Raw genomic sequence first — 15,077 nt, forward strand, 5'->3', positions numbered from 1 at the left:
CGGCGGGCGGGAGGATCGGACCATGAGGACGCTCCGTCTCGCCCGCAGGTATCCGATCGTCATCGCTGCCCTCGTCGTGCTGGCGGCTGCCCTGCTCCTCGCCGGCCTCGGCCAGGGGGACGCCGCGCTCATCACGGCGAGCGTGTTCGCCGGCGCGGTGGGCGCCTGGACCCTCATCACGATGGTCCGGGAGATCCTCCGGGGCCACTTCGGCCTCGACATCCTCGCCGTCACAGCCATTGTCGCGACCCTGCTCGTGGGCGAGTACATCGCTGCCGTGATCATCGTGCTCATGCTCTCCGGCGGCGAGGCGCTCGAGGACTACGCCGCCGGGAGGGCCAAGCGCGAGCTCACCGCCCTGCTCGACCGCGCCCCCAGGGCGGCGCACCGGCAGGCGGCGGACGGGACCGTGGAAGACGTGGCGCTCGAGGAGGTCATGCCGGGGGACCTGCTCGTGGTGCGTCCCGCCGAGGTGGTCCCGGTCGACGGCACCCTCGAATCCCCGGCCGCGACCTTCGACGAGTCCTCCCTGACGGGGGAGAGCCTACCCGTGGACCGGCTGGCCGGCGAGCCCGTCCTCTCCGGCTCCATCAACGGGACAGGGGCGGCCGTGCTCCGTGCCACGGCCACCGCGGCGGACAGCCAGTTCTCCCAGATCGTGGCGCTCGTCCGCGAGGCCGCCGCGAGCCGGGCGCCGGTGGTGCGCCTCGCGGACCGGTACGCCGTCCCCTTCACGCTGTTCTCCCTCGCCGTCGGCGGGGTCGGCTGGTGGGTCTCCGGCGACCCTCGGCGGTTCGCCGAGGTGCTCGTGGTCGCCACGCCGTGCCCGCTGCTCATCGCGGCCCCGGTCGCCTTCATGGGCGGCATGAGCCGGGCCGCGAAGCACGGCGTGATCGTCAAGGGCGGCGCGGTGCTCGAGCTGCTCTCCCGGGTGAAGACCGCCGCCTTCGACAAGACCGGCACGCTCACGCGCGGGCGTCCCGAGCTCGTCGCGGTCCGGCCCGAGCGCGGGTTCGACGCCGAGCAGCTCCTCACGCTCACCGCCTCCGCCGAGCAGTACTCGACCCACGCGCTCGCCGCCTCCGTGGTCGAGGCGGCCGTGGCCCAGGGGGTCGTCCTCCTCCCGGGCGGGGGAGCGGAGGAGGCCGCGACGAACGGAGTCCTCGCCGAGATTGCCGGCCAGCGCGTCCTCGTCGGCAAGCGGGCCTTCGTGGCGGCCGAGACGGGCCGCCCGATCCCCGAGCCCCCGCTCGAACCGGGGGAGCTGGCCGTCTACGTGGCGGTCGACGGCGCGTTCGCCGGTGTCGTCGTGCTGCGGGACCTCCCGCGGCCCGAGGCCCGTGCCACCCTCGCCCGCCTCGGCGATCTGGGCGCGCGGCACACGGTCATGCTCACGGGCGACGGCGCGTCGACCGCCCACAGCATCGCCTCCCACCTCGGCGTCACGGACGTGCGCCCGGAGCTGCTGCCGCTCGACAAGGTCGAGATCGTCCGGGCAGCACAGCCGCGCCCCGTCCTCATGGTGGGCGACGGCGTCAACGACGCGCCCGTCCTCGCCGCAGCCGACGTCGGGATCGCCATGGGCGCCCGCGGCTCGACGGCGGCCAGCGAGTCCGCGGACGCGGTGGTGCTCGTCGACGACATCTCCCGGGCGGCGGATGCCGTCGAGATCTCGCAGCGCACCGTGCGGGTGGCGCTCCAGTCCATCTGGCTCGGCATCGCCCTGAGCGTGGGCCTGATGGCGGTAGCCCTCACCGGCCTGCTGCCCCCCGTCGTCGGCGCCCTCCTGCAGGAGGCGGTGGACCTCGCGACCATCCTCAACGCCCTGCGCGCGATCCGCGGAGGACGGCAGACGGCGACGGCGGCCGCCCCCGCAGTGGGGACGGCCGCCGTCAGAGGCTGAGCGCTCGGGGAGACTACTGGGTGAGCTTGCTCAGCGTCGGGTCGTTGGCGTAGGCCTCCTTGGCGTTGGCCTTCGTGACGATCTGGGGCGGCAGCAGGAAGGCCGGGACCGTCTTGACGCCGTTGTTGTAGGACTTGTCGTCGTTGATGTCCGGCTTCTGGCCCGCCTGGAGCTTCTTGACCATGTCGATGGCCTTGGCCACGAGGTTGCGGGTGTCCTTGTTGATGGTCGAGTACTGCTCGCCCGCCATGATGGACTTGACCGACTCGACCTCGGAATCCTGGCCGGTGACGACCGGGACCGGCTTTCCGGCGCTCTTCACGGAGGTGATGATCGCGCGGGCCAGGGTGTCATTCGGGGACAGCACGCCGTCCAGCGGCGCGGAGTTGTAGCTCGCGGCGAGGATGGTGTCCATGCGCTTCTGCGCGTTCTCCGCCTTCCAGCCCTGGGTCACTGCCTGGTCGAAGGACTTCTGGCCCGAGAGCACCTTGAGCGTGCCGTCGTCGATCTTGGGCTGGAGGATGTTCATCGCCCCATCCCAGAAGACCTTCGCGTTGGCGTCGTCAGGGGACCCGGCGAACAGCTCGACGTTGTACGGGCCGTTCGGCTTCTTCGCCTTCATGCCGTCCAGGAGCGCCTGGCCCTGCAGCTGGCCGACCTTGTAGTTGTCGTACGCGACGTAGTAGTCCACCGCGTCCGTGTTCTTCAGGAGGCGGTCGTAGGCGATGACCGTGGCGCCGGCGGCCTTGGCCTGCTGCACCTGGGTGCCCAGCTGGGAGCCGTCGATGGCGCCCACGATGATGACCTTGGCGCCCTTGGTGACCATGGCCGAGATCTGGTTCTGCTGCTCCGAGACGCCGCCGTTGGCGAACTGGACATCCGGGTTGAAGCCCGCAGCCTTGAGCCCATCGTTGAACAGCCCCTCCGCGAGGACCCAGTTCTCCGACGTCTTCTGGGGGAGGGCGACGCCGATCGTCGAGCCCGCGGGGAACCCGCCGGTGCCGCCGCTGGCGCTGCTGGAGCTGCTCGACTCCGAGCGTCCGCAGCCTGTCAGTGCGAGCGCCGCGATGGCCACGACGGCCGCGGCCTTTCCTGCCGTACCGAACATGCGCATGGTTTCTGCTTTCTGTGGTTTCCTATGGATCCGGTTGCGGAATCGTGGGGGTCTGGTGGTGCCCGGAAGGGGAGGCGCCGGCCGCGCCCGGGCGCGCGGCCGGCGTCGTGCGTCAGGCGTCCTTGGCGAGGACTTCGCTGGTCTTGGTGGTCTCGTCCGGCTGGAGCGGGGTCCCTGTGGTGCCGGTGCCGCCCCTGCCGCCGCCGGCGCCGCGGAGGAGCAGGCCGATGATGGAGCGGCGTCCCTGGGACTTCTGGTAGACGTCGAATGCGACGGCGGCGAGGAGGACGAGGCCCTTGATGATGGCGGTGCGGTCCGCGCCGATGCCGAGGAGCTGGAGGCCGTTGTTGAGCACGGCCATGACGAGGCCACCGACGATCGAGCCGATCACGGTGCCGACGCCGCCGGTGACGGCGGCGCCGCCGATGAACACGGCCGCGATCGCGTCGAGCTCCCAGCCGGTGCCGTCGAACGGGCCGGAGGCGGTGGAGCGGGCCACGAAGACCATGCCGGCGAGGGCGGCGAGGATCGCCATGTTCATCATCACCAGGAAGTTGACCTTCTTGGACTGGACGCCGGAGAGCTCGGCCGCGTGGCGGTTGCCGCCGACGGCGTAGACGTGGCGGCCGATCACGGTCTTGGAGGAGATGAAGCCGTAGATGAGCACGAGGACGCCGAGGATGATGCCCGGGACCGGGAAGGAGGTACCGGGGCGGCCGGTGGCGAAGAGGTAGGTCGCGTAGAGGATGGCGGCGCTGATGAGCACGAGCTTGGTCACGGTGACCCACAGTTCGGGGACCTCGGCGCCGAGCGCCCTGGCCTCGCGGCGGGAGCGCAGCTCGAAGAAGACCACCGCGGCGACGCCGATGATGCCGATGAGGAGCGTGAGGTTGTTGTAGGTGGTGTCGGGGCCGATCTCGGGCAGGTAGCCGGCGCCGATGAACTGGAAGTCCTTGGGGACCGGGACGGTGTTGGACTGGCCGATCCACTGGTTCACGCCGCGGAAGATGAGCATGCCGGCGAGGGTCACGATGAAGGCGGGGATGCCGATGTAGGCGACCCAGAAGCCCTGCCAGGCGCCGATGACCGCGCCGATGACGAGGCCGAGGATGATCCCGACCCAGGAGGGAAGGCCCCAGTCCCGCATCGCGATGGCGACGATGATGCCGACGGCGGCGGCGATCGAGCCGACGGAGAGGTCGATGTGGCCGGCGATGATCACGAGGACCATGCCGATGGCCAGGATCAGGATGTACGAGTTGCCGTTAAAGAGGTTGATCACGTTGTCCGGCGTGAGCGTGAGCCCGCCGGTGAGGATCTGGAACAGGATGATCAGGGCCACGAGGGCGAAGATCATCCCGAACTGGCGGCTGTTGCCGCCGAAGAGCTTCTTGAGGGCGTCCATGGTTGGTCCTTCGTCTCTCAGGCTGCCTTGCGGGCCTGGGTCATGAGCTTCATGAGGCTCTCCTGCGTGGCCTCTTCCTTGGTCAGGACGCCGGTGATGGCGCCCTCGAAGATCGTGTAGATGCGGTCCGAGAGTCCCAGCAGCTCGGGCAGCTCCGAGGAGATCACGATCACGCCCTTGCCCTGGCTGGCCAAGCGCTGGATGATCCCGTAGATCTCGTACTTCGCGCCGACGTCGATGCCGCGGGTGGGCTCGTCGAGGATCAGCAGCTCGGGATCCGTGAACATCCACTTGGCCAGGACGACCTTCTGCTGGTTCCCGCCGGAGAGCTTGGCGACGCCCTCGTCGACGTTGGGGGTCTTGGTCCGCAGCGAGCGGCGGTACTCCTCGGCGACCTGGTACTCGCGGTTGCGGTCGACGACGAGGCCCCGGGTGATCTTCTTCAGCGCGGCCGAGACGGTGGTCGTCTTGATGTCGTCGAGCAGGTTCAGGCCGAGGGACTTCCGGTCCTCGGTGACGTAGCCGAGGCCCGCCTCGATCGCCTGGGAGACGGTGTGCATGCGGACCTCCTTGCCGTTCAGGTAGGTGTGCCCGGAGATGAACTTGCCGTAGGAGTGGCCGAAGATGCTGCGCGCCAGCTCGGTCCGGCCGGCGCCCATGAGCCCGGCGAAGCCGACGATCTCGCCCTTGCGGACGAAGAAGTCGGAGCCCTTGCACACGAGCCGGTCGGCGATCACGGGGTGCTGCACCGTCCAGCCCTTGGCCTCGAACAGGACCTCGCCCACGGTGGGGGTGTGGTCGGGGAAGCGGGACTCGAGGGTGCGCCCCACCATGCCCTTGATGATGCGGTCCTCGTCGACGCCGTCGCGCTTGACGTTGAGCGTCTCGATCGAGCGGCCGTCGCGGATGATCGTGATCTCGTCCGCGATCTGCTCGATCTCGTTGAGCTTGTGGGAGATCATGATCGAGGTGACCCCGCGGCCCTTCAGGCCCACGATCAGGTCCAGCAGGTGCTGGGAGTCGGACTCGTTCAGCGCAGCCGTCGGCTCGTCGAGGATCAGGAGCTTGACGGACTTGTTCAGTGCCTTCGCGATCTCGACCAGCTGCTGCTTGCCGACGCCGATCTCCTTGACCGGGGTGTCGGGATCGTCGGAGAGCCCGACCCGGGCGAGGAGGTCCAGCGACCGCCGGCGGGCCTCCTTCCAGTCGATCACGCCGCGGCGGGAAGGCTCGTTGCCCAGGAAGATGTTCTCCATGATGGACAGCTCGGGGATGAGCGCGAGCTCCTGGTGGATGATCACGATCCCCGCGGCCTCGCTGGCCCGGATGTCCTTGAACTCCTGGACCTGGCCCTGGAAGACGATCTCCCCGGCGTAGCTCCCGTGGGGGTAGACCCCGGAGAGGACCTTCATGAGCGTGGACTTGCCAGCTCCGTTCTCCCCGCAGATCGCGTGGATCTCGCCGGCCTTCACCCTCAGGTTCACGTCCGCGAGCGCTTTCACGCCCGGGAACTCCTTGGTGATGGACCGCATTTCGAGGATGACGGGTTCGTTCGGCGCCATGTGCCCCTTGCCTCCTGGTCATCAGGTCGAACTTCATTGTCCGGCGGCCAAGGATCGGCGCCGTCTGAGTAGAAAGTAAACAATCTCTGCGGTCTTGTCGTCAAGGCTTGAACGCAATCTGAGGGTGGGGCTCCGATTCCCGGGCCCGCCGGACCCTCAGGAGTGGTGGGAGATGTCCGCGTTCTGGAACACGAGTGCGGCCGCCCCCAAGGCCTCCGCACGGGCCCCCAGGGCGGACATCGCGAGGGCGGTCGTCTCGCCCACGAGCGGCACCGCGTGGCGCAGCAGACCGCGCCTGATCGGCTCGAGGAGGATCTCCCCGAGCCCCGCCAGGGGGCCGCCGATGACGATCACCTCGGGGCTGATGAGGTTGGCGACGGCGCCGAGCGCGCGGCCGACCGCCAGCCCGGCGTCGTCGAGCACCCGCAGCACGGCCGCCGAGCCGGCGTGGGCGCGCTGGACGATCTCGTCCGGGGTCATCGGCTCGGGCTGACCCCTGCTGAGGAGCTCCGACATGATGGTGGTCGAGGCCACCGTCTCGAGGCACCCGCGGTTGCCGCAGCGGCACACGAGGCCGTGCTCCACGATCGTCGAATGCCCGATCTCGCCGGTGACCCCCACGTGCCCGTAGAAGGGCGCCCCGTTGATGATGAGCCCTGCGCCGATGCCGGAGCCGATCTTGACGAACATGAGGTTCTCGACCCCGTTGTGGGGCCCCCACGTGACCTCGCTGAGGGCGCCGAGATTGGCGTCGTTGTCGACGAAGACGGGCAGTCCGAGCCGTTCCTCGAGGTGGGCGAGGATCTGGAAGCCGACCCACTCGGGCAGGATCGCGCCCTGCACCACCGTCCCGGTCCGGTGGTCGATCGGGCCGGGGATTCCAGCCCCCACGCCCACGATGTGCTCGCGGCGCACGCCCGATTCGGCCAGCAGCCGGTCGAGCACGTTGACGGCCGCAGTGATGCTCACGTCCGCCTGGTGGCCGAGGGGCAGCATCATGCTCTCCTCGGCCAGGACCTCGTAGGCCAGGTTCGCGAGCACCACCCTCAGGTGCCGGCGCCCGAAGTCGATGCCCACCGCGACCGCCGAGTTGCTGTTGAGCCGGACGCTGAGGGCGCGCCGCCCCGAGCTGGTGGTCGGCTCGGTGGCGACCACGCTCGCGTCGCAGAGCACCTTGACGATGTTGGACACGGTGGCGGTCGAGAGGCCGGTCTGGCGGGAGAGCTCGGCCTGTGTGGCAGGGCCTGCCATGAGGGCCTCCACGATGCGCTGCTCGTTGAGCTTGCGGAGCGCTGACTGGGAGCCGGGGTTGCCGGTGCCGCTCGTCGTCGAGCGCAGGGTGGAGACCATGCCTCACAGCTTGCGCTCTGCCCCCTGTTGTCGTCAAGAAATGAACGCAAGGCGGGTCATCGTCATGGCTCGGAGAGGGCCACTAGTCTGGGGCCATGAGTCCAGTGATCGAATTCGGCGGCAAGTCTCCGGACATCCACCCGAGCGCCTTCGTGGCCCCGACGGCGTCCGTGATCGGCGACGCGCACCTGGCCGACCACTCGAGTGCCTTCTACGGGGTCTCGGTGCGCGCCGACACCGCGACCATCACGGTAGGGGCCGGGAGCAACCTCCAGGACAACGTCGTCCTGCATGCCGACGCCGGGTTCCCCTGTACGGTCGGCGCGGGCGTCTCGGTGGGCCACAACGCCGTGGTCCACGGCTGCACCGTGGAGGACAACGTGCTCGTGGGCATGGGCGCGACCATCATGAACGGGGCCGTGATCGGGGCTGAGTCGCTCGTCGCGGCCGGCGCCGTGGTCCTCGAGGGGACGCACGTGCCCCCGCGGTCGCTCGTGGCGGGCGTGCCCGCGAAGGTGCGCCGCGAGCTCACCGACGAGGAGGTCCAGGGCCTGTACCGGAATGCCGCGCACTACGTGGACCTCGCCCGGGCCCACCGGCAGGCCAACAGCCGCTGACCCGCCGGCTCTCCGCCGAGGCCACCCGGCAGGGGGCCGAGGTCACCCCGGCGGGCGGGTCAGGCGAAGACCACCGTCCGGTGCCCGTCGAGCAGGACCCGGTGCTCGGCGTGCCACTGCACGGCCCGGCACAGGGTGCGGCCCTCCACGTCGCGGCCCATCTGCACGAGCTGCTCGGCCGTCTTCGAGTGGTCCACCCGGATGACCTCCTGCTCGATGATCGGCCCCTCGTCGAGGTCCGCGGTCACGTAGTGGGCGGTCGCGCCGATGATCTTGACCCCGCGCGCGTGCGCCTGGTGGTACGGCTTGGCGCCCTTGAACGAGGGCAGGAACGAGTGGTGGATGTTGATGGCGCGGCCCTCGAGGGCGCGGCAGAGCCCGTCCGAGAGGATCTGCATGTACCGGGCGAGGACCACGAGCTCGATCTGGTGCTCCTCGACGAGGGCCAGCAGCTTGGCCTCGGCGTCGGCCTTCGTCCCCGCATCCACCGGCAGGTGGACGAACGGCACGCCGTAGAAGTCCGCCATCGGGGCCAGCTCGGTGTGGTTGGACACGACCACGGGCACCTCGATCGGCAGGGTCCCGGCACGCTGCTGGAAGAGGAGGTCGTTGAGCGTCCGGCCGTCCTTGGAGCACATGATGAGGGTCCGCACGCGCTGGCCGCCGGTGAACAGGCCCAGCCGCATCGAGAATGCCTCCGCGACCGGCGCCAGCGACGCCTCGAGCGCCCCGCGGTCCGACTCCGTCTCGACCTCGACCCGCATGAAGAAGGTGCCCGTGTGGGGGCTCTCGTACTGCCGGGACTCGGCGATGTTGCAGCCGGCCTCTAGCAGGGCTCCGGAGACGGCGTGCACGATCCCTGGGCGGTCGGGGCAGGAGAGGGTCACGATGAACCTGTTGCGCTTCACGCGCTCTAGCGTAGCGAGCCCGGCGTGTCGCTCCGGCCGGGGGCGCCCGCCCGCTCAGCGCACGACGGCGCCCGCCTCCGCGCGCTCGGAGGCTTGCCGCAGCAGCCGGGTCGCGGCCAGTGCGGCGGCGCGCCCGGCGCGCGTCGCGCCGATGGTCGAGGCGCTCGCACCGTACCCGACGAGGAACAGCCGCGGTTCCCGGACCACGCTCACGCCGTCTGGGCCCATGAGGACGCCGCCGCCGGGCTCCCGCACCCGCAGCGGGGCAAGGTGCCCGAGGGATGCCCGGAACCCGGTGGCCCAGAGGACCGCGTCGAGCTCGAGCGCGGTGCCGTCGGCGAGCACGGCTCCCGCGGGTGTGAGGCGGGCGAGCGGGCCGCGGGAGACGAGCACCCCCGAGCGGATGCCCTCCCGGTACTGCTCCGTGAGGGGCAGCCCGGTCGCGGCGGAGACGCTCAGCGGAGGCAGTCCGGCGCGGGTGCGCTCGCTGACACGCCGCTCGACGTCGGCGCCCCACTCCGCATCGAACGGCGCGTGGGTCCACTGCGGCGGCCGCCGCGTCGACCAGACGGTGCGGGCGCCCGCGGCGTCGAGCTGGAGCAGGAACTGCAGGGCGCTCGTCCCCGCCCCCACGACGAGGACGCGCTGGCCGGCGAACTCCTCGGCCGAGACGAAGTCGTGCGTGTGCAGCTGCCGGCCGCGGAACTGCTCGCGCCCGGGGTAGTGGGGCCAGTACGGCTGGTCCCACGTCCCGGTCGCCGAGATGACGGTCTCGGCGCGCCACGCGCGCCCGTCGGCCGCGCGCACGAGGAGGGCGGCGCCGTCGTCCGCGTGCTCCACCGCGGCCACGCGGGCGGGGCGCAGCACGGGCAGCCCGAAGGCGCGCTCGTAGCCGCCGTAGTACCGGCGCACGACGGCGGAGGCAGGCTCGTGCGGGTCCGGCGCCTCGAGGGTGAGGCCGGGCAGGGAGTGGAGGTGGTGCGCGGCGTCGAAGGTCAGGGAATCCCAGCGGTGCCGCCAGGCTCCGCCGGGGCCCTCGTTGGCGTCCAGGACCACGTAGTCCTCCCAGGGCGCGAGGCCACGCCGCTGCAGCCAGTGCGCGGCGCTGAGCCCGGCCTGCCCGGCTCCGATGACCACTGCCGCGAGGCCTTCCACACCGCACTCCATTCGTTGACGAATCAATCACCTAGGGAACGGCGCCGGGCGCCCCGATGTTCCCGGCCGGTCCACGGTAGACTGGCTGCGTCGCGACTGGCGTTGGGTGGATGACCACCGGGGAGCGGCAGACATGGGACACCGCGGATCGTACGCCTGGGCCGGGGTCGTGACGCCGTGCCTTCATGCTCCGCCGCGAGAGTTCCGCCGGGAGCGCGGAGGCCGGTAGCCTGACCAGTAGCCTCCCGCCACCTGACAATCCAGGAGATCCCGTGAGCCCCACCACTCCTCTCGTGTCCGCCGTCAGCAACCTCCCGCTCAGCGAGGTCGATCCCGAGATCGCCGCCGTCCTCGACCAGGAGCTCGGCCGCCAGCGCAACACCCTCGAGATGATCGCGAGCGAGAACTTCGCCCCGCGCGCCGTCATGGAGGCGCAGGGCTCCGTCCTGACGAACAAGTACGCCGAGGGCTACCCCGGCAAGCGGTACTACGGCGGGTGCGAGTACGTCGACGTCGCCGAGAACCTCGCGATCGACCGCGTCAAGGCCCTCTTCGGCGCCGAGTACGCGAACGTGCAGCCGCATTCGGGCGCCCAGGCCAACGCCGCGGCCCTGTCGGCGATGATCAACCCCGGGGACAAGATCCTCGGTCTCTCGCTCGCCCACGGCGGCCACCTCACGCACGGCATGAAGCTCAACTTCTCCGGCAAGCTGTACCAGGTCGCGGCCTACCAGGTCGAGCAGGACACCTTCCGCGTGGACATGGACCGGCTCCGCGAGCAGGCCCTTGCCGAGCGTCCCCAGGTCATCATCGCCGGCTGGTCGGCCTACCCCCGGCACCTGGACTTCGCCGCGTTCCGCTCGATCGCGGACGAGGTCGGGGCGCTCCTGTGGACCGACATGGCGCACTTCGCCGGCCTCGTCGCCGCGGGCCTGCACCCCTCGCCCGTGCCCCACTCCCACGTCGTGACCTCGACCGTGCACAAGACCCTGGCCGGCCCCCGCTCGGGCGTGATCCTGGCCAAGGAGGAGTTCGGCAAGAAGATCAACTCCAACGTCTTCCCAGGCCAGCAGGGCGGCCCGCTCATGCACGTCATCGCGGCCAAGGCCGTGGCGTTCAAGGTGGCCGGCTCCGAGGAGTTCAAGGAGCGCCAGCAGCGCACCCTCGAGGGCGCGAAGATCGTGGCCGAGCGCCTCTCGCAGCAGGACGTGGCGGACGCCGGCGTGTCCGTCCTCACCGGCGGCACGGACGTGCACCTGGTCCTCGTGGACCTGCGCCACTCCCAGCTCGACGGCCAGCAGGCGGAGGACCTCCTGCACGAGGTCGGCATCACCGTCAACCGCAACGCCGTCCCGTTCGACCCGCGCCCGCCGATGGTCACCTCGGGGCTGCGGATCGGCACCCCGGCGCTCGCGACCCGCGGCTTCGGCGCCGCCGAGTTCACCGAGGTCGCCGACATCATCGCCACCGCGCTGAAGGGCGGCGCCGATGCCGACGCCCTCCGCGCCCGCGTCGCGAAGCTCGCCGAGGACTTCCCGCTCTACCCGGGCCACGAGGAATGGTGAGCGGAACGATGACCTCTCAGACAGCGGGCCGTGCCGTCGTCCTCGACGGCAGGGCTGCCTCGTCCGCCATCAAGGAGGAGCTGGCCGAGCGCGTCGCAGCGCTCAAGGCCCGCGGGGTCACCCCCGGCATCGCCACGGTGCTGGTGGGCGCGGACCCGGCCTCGCAGCTCTACGTGGGCATGAAGCACAAGCAGTCCGAGGCGATCGGGATGAACTCGATCCAGCGCGAGCTGCCGGCCGATGCCACCCAGGAGCAGGTCGAGGCCCTCATCGACGAGCTCAACGCGGATCCCGCGTGCCACGGGTACATCGTGCAGCTGCCGCTGCCGAAGCACCTCGACACGGACGCGATCCTCGAGCGGATCGACCCGGCCAAGGACGCCGACGGCCTGCACCCGACCAACCTCGGCCGGCTCGTGCTGAACGTCAGCGGCACGATCGACACGCCGCTGCCGTGCACGCCGCGGGGCGTGATCGAGCTCCTGGTCCGCAACGGCTACGACCTCAAGGGCAAGCACGTGGTCGTGGTGGGGCGCGGCGTCACGATCGGCCGGCCGATCCCGCTGCTGCTGACGCGCCGCGAGATCAATGCGACCGTGACCATCACCCACACGGGCACCGCGGACCTGTCGGAGCACCTGCGCCGCGCGGACGTGATCGTGGCCGGCGCCGGCGTCAAGCACATCGTCAGGCCCGAGGACGTCAAGCCCGGCGCTGCCGTGCTGGACGTCGGCGTGACCCGGGAGACGGACCCCGAGACGGGCAAGTCCAAGGTCTACGGCGACGTCCATCCCGAGGTCGCCGAGGTGGCCGGCTACATCTCGCCGAACCCCGGCGGCGTGGGCCCCATGACCGTGGCGCTGCTCATGACCAACGTGGTCGAGGCCGCCGAGAGGGCAGCCGGCCTCGCCTGATTCTGAAGGTCACCTTCTGGGAGTCATCTTCTGGGGGTCACCTTCTGGAAGTCACCTCGTGTGACTCCCAGAAGGTGACCCCCAGATTCGTGTGGGGGCGCCGTCCCGCGGCCCGTACTCCCACGGGAGCAGCCGGGCGGCGCATCTGTGCCTCCCGTACGACGACGGCGGCCCGCCCCCGCGCGTAGGCTCGGCCCCATGCAGGGGTGGAGTGGGGCGCGGCCGCGCCAGGCGTGGGCGCACGGCCGCGCCCCGTGGCCCATCAGGGTCGCGGCCGTCGTGGTGCTCGCCCTCGTGCAGGTGTTGGGCACGCACGGGGCGGCGTTCCGCCAGCCGGGGGCCCGCCCCCTCGATGCCCTTGCGGTCGTCCTCCTCGTGGCCGGTCCCGCGTTCCTGCTCGGGCTCGCCCGCAGGCCCGGCCCCGCTGCCGCCGCAGTCGTTGCGGTGACCCTCGTCTACTTCGGGCTCGGCTACCCGTGGGGTCCCGTGCTCGCCTCGCCGGCCCTCGCCCTCGCGCTCGCGACGGCGGCGGGCGCCCGCCGCTGGACCTGGGGCGCCGGGCTGGCCGTCGTCGCCGCCGCGGCCGCCTGGACCCTGCCCGCCGGCAACTGGCTGGGGGCCGGAGCGGCCGCGGCCTGGACCGTCGTCGTGCTGCTGCTCGGCGAGGGGCTGCGCGTGCGCCGGGAGCGGGCCGCGGCCCGGCGCCGGGAGTGGGAGTCCCACCGCCGCGAGGTCCGCGACCAGGAGCGCCTCGAGCTCGCCCGCGACATCCACGACATCGTGGCCCACTCCCTCTCCCTCATCAACGTCAGGGCGAGCGTCGCCCTGCACCTCGCCGAGAAGAACCCCGGCGAGCTCGTGCCCGCCCTCGAGGCCATCAAGCACACGAGCCACGAGGCCCTCGGCGAGGTGCGCGAGCTCCTCGGTGTGCTGCGCCAGGATGCGCCCGTCACCCCCGAGGACCCGCTCGGCCGCATTCCGGGGCTCATCGAGGATGCGCGGGGGACCGGGCTCGAGGTGACGCTCGACGCGCGGCTGGACCCGCCGCCGTCGTCCTCCATCCAGCGGGTGGTGCACCGCGTGGTCCAGGAGGCGCTCACCAACACCGTGCGGCACGCCGGCGCGCACCGCGCCGACGTGCGGATCGCGCGCGAGGGCGGCCGCGTCGTCGTGGACGTGCACGACGACGGCACCGGCCTCCGCGGGTCCCTCCCCGGCGCGGGGATCACCGGCATGCGCGAACGCGTCGCCTCGCTCGGCGGCACCCTCACGCTCACCGACCGCGGCGGCCTCCAGGTGCACGCGGAGCTGCCCGAGGGGAAGACAGGGGAGGGCCGATGATCCGCATCCTGGTGGTCGACGACCAGGCGCTCCTGCGCGCCGGCTTCCGTGCGCTCCTCGACGCCGAGCCGGACATGGAGGTGGTCGGCGAGGCCGGGACCGGGGCGGACGCCGTGGCCGCGGCGGCGAGGCTCGCGCCCGACGTGGTCCTCATGGACATCCGCATGCCCGGCGGCGACGGGCTCGAGGCGACGCGGTCGATCCTCGCCGCGCCCCCGGACGGCCTGAAGGTCATCATCCTGACCACGTTCGAGCTGGACGAGTACGTCACGGGCGCGATCCGGGCCGGCGCGAGCGGCTTCCTGGTCAAGGACACGGAGCCGGCGGACCTCGTGCGGGCCGTGCGCGCCGTGCACGATGGCGACGCCATGCTCTCGCCGTCCGTCACCCGCAGGCTGCTCGCGCGCCTTGCGGCCGAGCGGACGCCCGCGGCCGAGGCGCCCGCGGTGGACATCAGCGGCCTCACCGAGCGCGAGCGCGAGGTCGTCTCCCTGGTCGGCCAGGGCCTCAACAACGCCGAGATCGGCGCACGCCTGTTCATCACGCCGCTCACGGCGAAGACCCACGTCTCGCGGGCCATGACCAAGCTCGGGCTGCGTGACCGGGCCCAGGTGGTGGTCCTCGCCTACGAGTCGGGGCTGGTGCGGCCGGGCTGGCTCGGCTGAGCCCCGGCGGGCGCGTCCCGGGCGTAGGCCCGCATGATCCCCGCGGAGTAGGCCGCCCCCGCCAGATGACTCCGCGGGGCCGATGCCGGAGCAGGGCCGGCTGAGAAGACTGGAATCAGCGGCTGAAGTCCAGCCGACACAGTCCCAAGGAGACCTCCATGTTCGCCGTCCTCAATGCCACAGCCGCCGCCGACCCGACCGCCCACTGGGCCGGCCCCTGGTTCCCGTGGTTCCTGATCTTCCCGCTGTTCTGGATCCTCGCTCTGGGCCTCTTCTTCTTCATCGGCCGCCGCATGTGGTGGGGCCGCCGCGGGCAGGCGGCGGGCGCCGGGCGCTTCGGCCCGGGCCACTACCCGGGGCCTTTCCCGGCTGGCCCTGCGGCCGCCGAGGAGATCCTGCGTGAGCGCTACGCTCGGGGCGACATCGATGAGACCGAGTACCGCCAGCGCCTCGAGGTCCTCCGCGGCGCCGAGCCGGGACCCTACTACCAGCCCTGAGCCCTGACGTCTGGGAGTCACCTCCTGAAGGGCAGCTTCTGGGAGTCACCTTCTGAAGGGCACCTTCTGAAGGGCAGCTCC

General features: G+C 71.4%; 13 protein-coding genes and 1 riboswitch. Of the genes, 7 read left to right on the forward strand and 6 right to left on the reverse strand.

The window, feature by feature from the left end:
• Nucleotides 1–22: 22 nt before the first annotated feature.
• Entirely contained in the window at nucleotides 23–1,903 is a 1,881-nt protein-coding gene (locus tag SA2016_RS06670) for a heavy metal translocating P-type ATPase (protein WP_066496815.1), read from the forward strand.
• 13 nt (nucleotides 1,904–1,916) lie between these two features.
• Here the strand turns inward: SA2016_RS06670 and SA2016_RS06675 are convergent, their stop codons facing one another.
• The 4 genes from SA2016_RS06675 to SA2016_RS06690 all read right to left on the reverse strand — a co-directional run bounded on the left by SA2016_RS06675 (nucleotide 1,917) and on the right by SA2016_RS06690 (nucleotide 7,334).
• Nucleotides 1,917–3,017, reverse strand: a complete 1,101-nt coding sequence (locus SA2016_RS06675) for a substrate-binding domain-containing protein (protein WP_066496817.1) — start codon at nucleotides 3,015–3,017, stop codon at nucleotides 1,917–1,919.
• A 112-nt stretch (nucleotides 3,018–3,129) separates the two neighbouring features.
• Nucleotides 3,130–4,422 (reverse strand): multiple monosaccharide ABC transporter permease, encoded by a 1,293-nt coding sequence (gene mmsB / locus SA2016_RS06680; protein ID WP_066496818.1) that lies wholly within the window; start codon nucleotides 4,420–4,422, stop codon nucleotides 3,130–3,132.
• A 17-nt stretch (nucleotides 4,423–4,439) separates the two neighbouring features.
• Nucleotides 4,440–5,984 carry a multiple monosaccharide ABC transporter ATP-binding protein gene (gene mmsA / locus SA2016_RS06685; RefSeq protein ID WP_066496819.1) on the reverse strand — a complete coding sequence of 515 codons (1,545 nt, stop codon included), beginning with the start codon at nucleotides 5,982–5,984 and terminating at the stop codon, nucleotides 4,440–4,442.
• A gap of 156 nt (nucleotides 5,985–6,140) precedes the next feature.
• Complete coding sequence (locus tag SA2016_RS06690; protein WP_066496823.1) at nucleotides 6,141–7,334, reverse strand: ROK family transcriptional regulator; 1,194 nt, start codon at nucleotides 7,332–7,334, stop codon at nucleotides 6,141–6,143.
• A 95-nt stretch (nucleotides 7,335–7,429) separates the two neighbouring features.
• Here SA2016_RS06690 and SA2016_RS06695 point away from each other — a divergent pair, with 95 nt between their 5' ends.
• Nucleotides 7,430–7,951 (forward strand): gamma carbonic anhydrase family protein, encoded by a 522-nt coding sequence (locus tag SA2016_RS06695; protein ID WP_066496824.1) that lies wholly within the window; start codon nucleotides 7,430–7,432, stop codon nucleotides 7,949–7,951.
• Between the two features lie 59 nt (nucleotides 7,952–8,010).
• Here SA2016_RS06695 and purU read toward each other — a convergent pair whose 3' ends face one another.
• Entirely contained in the window at nucleotides 8,011–8,859 is an 849-nt protein-coding gene (gene purU, locus SA2016_RS06700) for a formyltetrahydrofolate deformylase (RefSeq protein WP_066496825.1), read from the reverse strand.
• A gap of 54 nt (nucleotides 8,860–8,913) precedes the next feature.
• Nucleotides 8,914–10,026 (reverse strand): NAD(P)-binding domain-containing protein, encoded by a 1,113-nt coding sequence (locus SA2016_RS06705; RefSeq protein ID WP_066496827.1) that lies wholly within the window; start codon nucleotides 10,024–10,026, stop codon nucleotides 8,914–8,916.
• Between the two features lie 70 nt (nucleotides 10,027–10,096).
• Nucleotides 10,097–10,183: riboswitch (ZMP/ZTP riboswitch) on the forward strand.
• Between the two features lie 103 nt (nucleotides 10,184–10,286).
• Between SA2016_RS06705 and glyA the strand changes: the two genes are divergently transcribed.
• The 5 genes from glyA (at nucleotide 10,287) to SA2016_RS06730 (ending at nucleotide 14,996) form a co-directional block, all read left to right on the forward strand.
• The gene (glyA, locus tag SA2016_RS06710) at nucleotides 10,287–11,579 is read left to right on the forward strand and encodes a serine hydroxymethyltransferase (protein WP_066496828.1); all 1,293 of its coding nucleotides are present in this window, start codon (nucleotides 10,287–10,289) and stop codon (nucleotides 11,577–11,579) included.
• Nucleotides 11,580–11,587: 8 nt separating this feature from the next.
• On the forward strand, nucleotides 11,588–12,493 hold the full coding sequence (locus SA2016_RS06715; RefSeq protein WP_066502107.1) for a bifunctional methylenetetrahydrofolate dehydrogenase/methenyltetrahydrofolate cyclohydrolase: 906 nt from the start codon (nucleotides 11,588–11,590) through the stop codon (nucleotides 12,491–12,493).
• 198 nt (nucleotides 12,494–12,691) lie between these two features.
• Nucleotides 12,692–13,834: a sensor histidine kinase gene (locus SA2016_RS06720; protein ID WP_066496829.1), complete on the forward strand. Its 1,143-nt coding sequence runs from the start codon at nucleotides 12,692–12,694 to the stop codon at nucleotides 13,832–13,834.
• Nucleotides 13,831–14,499 carry a response regulator gene (locus SA2016_RS06725; RefSeq protein ID WP_066496830.1) on the forward strand — a complete coding sequence of 223 codons (669 nt, stop codon included), beginning with the start codon at nucleotides 13,831–13,833 and terminating at the stop codon, nucleotides 14,497–14,499. Before SA2016_RS06720 ends, SA2016_RS06725 begins: the two co-directional genes overlap by 4 nt.
• Nucleotides 14,500–14,657: 158 nt before the next feature.
• Nucleotides 14,658–14,996 (forward strand): SHOCT domain-containing protein, encoded by a 339-nt coding sequence (locus SA2016_RS06730; protein WP_066496831.1) that lies wholly within the window; start codon nucleotides 14,658–14,660, stop codon nucleotides 14,994–14,996.
• Nucleotides 14,997–15,077 lie beyond the last annotated feature (81 nt).

This window comes from Sinomonas atrocyanea, assembly GCF_001577305.1.
GTDB classification, from domain to species: domain Bacteria; phylum Actinomycetota; class Actinomycetes; order Actinomycetales; family Micrococcaceae; genus Sinomonas; species Sinomonas atrocyanea.